Origin of the sequence: Pedobacter alpinus (assembly GCF_042684645.1) — a bacterium.
GTDB lineage: Bacteria > Bacteroidota > Bacteroidia > Sphingobacteriales > Sphingobacteriaceae > Pseudopedobacter > Pseudopedobacter alpinus.
On sequence record NZ_JBHULV010000006.1, the window covers coordinates 1 to 4,282 of the forward strand.

Sequence of the window (4,282 nt, forward strand, 5' to 3'; positions counted from 1 at the left end):
ATAGAGGTGTGGTACAATAGAAAGAGAAGGCATTCAACACTTGGATATTTGACACCTCAGGAGTTTGGAGAGTTATTAATTCAATCCAAAACAGCAGCATAAATATTGGCTTTTATAAATCTAATTAATGCTACTCAAAAAACAATAATCTGACAATAAAAAACCTCTAGTAAACTATTGCAATTCCAGTATTTCCACTCAATAAAATCCTGCGTATGTTTAAGCGAAGTTTTATAACGCTCTAATGTGCCTGCTGCAAATTCTTTACCCACTAAAGCTTCCACATTATTGTTATGCTCTGTAAAAATTTCAATAATAGTTTTAATAGCTTCCTTCTTGCCTAAAACCTGATTCCGGATAGCGTCAGACGTAACTTCTAAAGATTCCCTAATTAAAATATCTTGTGCTTCATAAACTTTAGCTTGAAACTGGTCGATATACTTATTTAAGATTTTGGTTTCTTCACGATTTCCTAGTATTCGTTCAGATTTTTTACACCATTTGGAAGGTTCGCATTCTTTTCCAATAGAGATTTCAACTCTTTTTAAATCGACGATAATCCTTAAATAGATAGGGATATTACCACTAATGTAGTTTTTTGGCTTTTTAAGATGAAAGCATAGATGAATTAAATTACTCATGATTTTAAACATTAAAAGTTAAACAAAATTACTTCTGCCGTTAAATAAAATCAAGATGTTTAGTGGTTGAACATGTTGTATTTCAGTTTTTTATGAGTTTAAAGTGGAGTTAAAGTGTTCAACTTTTTTACTCCACTTATACTCCACTTTATATTGTGAAATGTTAAATATTTTACCACTTTTTTAAAACGAAAAAAGCCTACAATCATATGATTTGCAGGCTTTTAAAAAAGTTTGATATGTGTATCAGCGGAGAAAGAGGGATTCGAACCCTCGGTACCGTTGCCAGTACACCAGCTTTCCAAGCTGGCTCATTCGACCACTCTGACATCTCTCCGAATTTTGAATGGGTTGCAAAAATAGGATTTTCTCTCAAATAAACCTCATTAAAATAAAATTACATCAGCTTAATATTAAGATTACTATTTTAGCAACATGAATACAAAATTTGAAGCTTACCTTTTCGACCTCAACGGTACCATAATAGACGATATGCACTTCCACGCCAGAGCTTGGCATGATATATTAATCAACGATTTAAAAGCAAATATCACTTATAATGAAACCGTTTTACAGATGTACGGTAAAAATCAAGAGTTATTAGAACGTGTTTTTGGAAAAGGACATTTTACACAACAGCAAATGGACGATTTTTCTATGGAAAAAGAACGCCGCTACCAAGCTGCCTTTAAACCACATATTAAATTGATAGATGGATTAGAAGAGTTTCTGGAGAAAGCCTACCAGGCCGGAATAAAAATGGCTATCGGGTCGGCAGCTATCCCTTTTAATATTGATTTTATTTTGGATAATTTGAACCTAAGAAAGTATTTTCCAGTGGTGGTAAGTGCAGATGACGTGGTTTTAAGTAAGCCCGATCCTGAAACATTTACCAAAGGAGCAGATATTTTAGGGATAGCTTATGATAAATGTTTAGTTTTTGAGGATGCACCAAAAGGAGTGGAGGCCGCAAAGAATGCCGGAATGCAAGCCTTAGCTTTAACTACTTTACACACACCAGAAGAGTTTAATATTACAGATAATGTAATCAAATTTGTGAAGGATTATAAAGGATTGGAACTGTTTTAAAGGCAATAAAAGATAATAAATTACAAAAAAATACCACAAAATCTACTTAAAATACCAATTTCCACGTACTAATTTTATTTTTCTTGTCGGTAAATTTGTACCAATTGGTTAACATATAATCAATTGGTAAAAGATTTATATGAAATATTTAATTATTATTTTTTTAATAACACCTGTTTTAGCATTCTCGCAAATTGATTTTGCTAAACAAGTTAAAAAGAAAGACATGAAAGATGTCTCTTTTTTTGATGAAATTGATGAAAACGGAAAAATTACTTATGGTTTTAAAATTGGAGGTAAACTAGTTGGTGCAAATTTAGTTGCAGACAAGAAAACTGGTGTAAATATTTACAGTACTTATAATACCAACAACCAAATGGATGGAACTACTATAATTCAAAACCAACAAACTAAAGACGTTGAACTTTATACTTACAGGAAAAATATAAAAGAAGGCCCAGCTTTTCAAATGTCGCCAAAAGCTGTTGGATGGTCAAACGTATTTGAAAACGATAAACCAACTAATAAGCAATATAAGGTTAACCATAGTTTTGATTATTATACAGCTAAAAACACCACCTCTTTTGAGGGTTTTACTTATCAAAAATATAAATCATCTGTTGCAATAGGGTATTTTGCATATTCCAAAGCTGCATATCCAATTGTTTTCTATTATGATGGCGGAGATGCTTATTACGGACAGTGCATTCAAGGGCAAAGAAAAGAATTTGGCGTTTATTTTTACAGCGATAAAACCACATACATTGGTGCTTGGCATAATGGCTATAAAAGTGGATTAGGTTTTAAAGTTGATGCCAACGGAAAAGTATTAGAAAAAGGCTTTTATGATGATGGCAAACTTATTATTGCACTTTAAATAGCTTTTGTAGTAAATGATTGATGAATTTAAGAAGGGGGTTCTTTTAGAATGACCTTTTTTTATTTTATAACAAAATCAATTTCCCTTTCAATCCTTTTTTCTGTTCTGGCAGAATATCATAATTATCCTAAATACCAGTTTCTAAAGGCTCTTTGTAAGTTGGATTTAAATGCCATTCATTAAATCAGAAGTTTTTGTATATTCTTAATTTAATGTTTTAACCTCAAAGTTATAACCTATATAATCAGCCAATATAGCATACCAAAATTAGGTGTTCAGCTATTAATAGGCATTTACTATGGCACCAGTATTTAGCATTACCTTACTGATTCATACATGCCTAATCTTACAGGTTTTGTTAAAACAATATGCCAAAGATGGTTTTTACGTGATCGGAAAGATGCTGCACTTGAACAAAGGAAATAACGAAACATACGGTAAAAGTGTTCATCGTAATCTGCTTTTATACTATCCCAACTTTCTTCAAAGTTTTTGAGCCAAGCCATTAATGTTGGATCGTAATAGGTGCCAAAGTTATGCCAATCTTCTAAAACAAAAAGCCCTTGCCATGCTTTAGATAGCTGACTTGCTGATGGGAGCATTCCGTTAGGAAAAATGTATTTATCTATCCAAGGGTCGGTGGTTTTAGCATCGTAGTTTCCACCGATGGTATGTATGAAAAATATTCCATCATCTTTAAGGTTTCTAGCAGCAACTTCCATATATTCTCTAAAATTGCGGTAACCAACTGCCTCTAGCATAGCGATAGAAACTACTCTATCAAATTTTTCATTAACATCTCTATAATCTTGAACCCTAATTTCAATAGGTAAACCTTCATTTTGTTTACGGGCTAAAATAGCTTGTTGCTCGGAAATAGTAATCCCAACTACTGAAACACCATATTTTTGTGAAACATATTTTGCGAAACCACCCCAGCCACAACCTATTTCTAAAAGTGTCATTCCTTTCTCTAATTTAAGCTTGCGGCAAATCAGATCAAGTTTAGCTTCTTGGGCTTCTTCGAGGTTGTTCGCCTTTTCCCAATAACCGCATGAGTATTGCATTTGGGAATCCAGCATTTTTTCAAATAGCTCGTTTCCAATATCATAATGCTTATAAGCAACTTCTTTAGCTCTTCCTAAAGTTTGTCTATTTTTAAACTTTGCATTTAAAAAATAAAATGCCGTAAAAATATCTCTAGGTAATCTTTTATCTAAGCGATGGTATAGCACCCGGTGCATAAATTCATCAACGGCTTCACAATCCCACCATCCATCCATGTAAGCTTCTCCAAAAGCAATAGAACCACCTGCTATAATTCTGTTATACAGTTTGGGGTTGTGAACTTGTATGTCCCAGGGTCTGTTGCCATTAACGGTAACATCAACAGTAGCAAATGCTTTGCTAAATATCTTCTCGAGTGATATCATATAAATTTTAATCTTTTAGCTAATCATCAAAAATAGAAATTTTATCTACTTATTAATCTAAACGAAAAATTAGATTTACTAAGAATGATATTTATAAAATTTAATTGATTTTTTTATAAGTTGGAGTTTAACAGATAAATTAAACTTCTGAGAAAAAAAATTATACCATTTCTCATAACTGTCCGAACAAATAATATACAAAAAAGGCCTGTATAATTCTAATTTTGAGTTGCGAAACC

Annotated in this window: 5 protein-coding genes and 1 tRNA gene; 3 read left to right on the top strand and 3 right to left on the bottom strand. The window is 32.3% G+C overall.

The window, feature by feature from the left end:
• Window positions 1-6: 6 nt before the first annotated feature.
• Window positions 7-102, top strand: a complete 96-nt coding sequence (locus ACFSSE_RS01060; protein WP_379100653.1) for an IS3 family transposase — start codon at window positions 7-9, stop codon at window positions 100-102.
• 32 nt (window positions 103-134) lie between these two features.
• Here the strand turns inward: ACFSSE_RS01060 and ACFSSE_RS01065 are convergent, their stop codons facing one another.
• Window positions 135-641, bottom strand: a complete 507-nt coding sequence (locus ACFSSE_RS01065) for an Arm DNA-binding domain-containing protein (protein ID WP_379046591.1) — start codon at window positions 639-641, stop codon at window positions 135-137.
• A gap of 250 nt (window positions 642-891) precedes the next feature.
• Window positions 892-978 (bottom strand) — tRNA-Ser (locus tag ACFSSE_RS01070).
• Between the two features lie 98 nt (window positions 979-1,076).
• Here ACFSSE_RS01070 and ACFSSE_RS01075 point away from each other — a divergent pair.
• A complete protein-coding gene (locus ACFSSE_RS01075) occupies window positions 1,077-1,730 on the top strand; it encodes an HAD family hydrolase (protein ID WP_379046588.1) in 654 nt (217 codons plus the stop codon).
• A gap of 139 nt (window positions 1,731-1,869) precedes the next feature.
• Window positions 1,870-2,607, top strand: coding sequence for a hypothetical protein (locus ACFSSE_RS01080; RefSeq protein ID WP_379046585.1), 738 nt, complete (start codon window positions 1,870-1,872; stop codon window positions 2,605-2,607).
• A gap of 320 nt (window positions 2,608-2,927) precedes the next feature.
• Here ACFSSE_RS01080 and cfa read toward each other — a convergent pair whose 3' ends face one another.
• Window positions 2,928-4,043: a cyclopropane fatty acyl phospholipid synthase gene (cfa, locus tag ACFSSE_RS01085; RefSeq protein ID WP_379046583.1), complete on the bottom strand. Its 1,116-nt coding sequence runs from the start codon at window positions 4,041-4,043 to the stop codon at window positions 2,928-2,930.
• Window positions 4,044-4,282: the final 239 nt, after the last annotated feature.

What these genes read in the sequence shown, in the direction of transcription:
- ACFSSE_RS01065 (WP_379046591.1), bottom strand. Translation starts at nt 641, where the DNA reads ATGAGTAATTTAATTCATCTATGCTTTCATCTTAAAAAGCCAAAAAAC.
- ACFSSE_RS01075 (WP_379046588.1), top strand. Translation starts at nt 1,077, where the DNA reads ATGAATACAAAATTTGAAGCTTACCTTTTCGACCTCAACGGTACCATA.
- ACFSSE_RS01080 (WP_379046585.1), top strand. Translation starts at nt 1,870, where the DNA reads ATGAAATATTTAATTATTATTTTTTTAATAACACCTGTTTTAGCATTC.
- cfa (WP_379046583.1), bottom strand. Translation starts at nt 4,043, where the DNA reads ATGATATCACTCGAGAAGATATTTAGCAAAGCATTTGCTACTGTTGAT.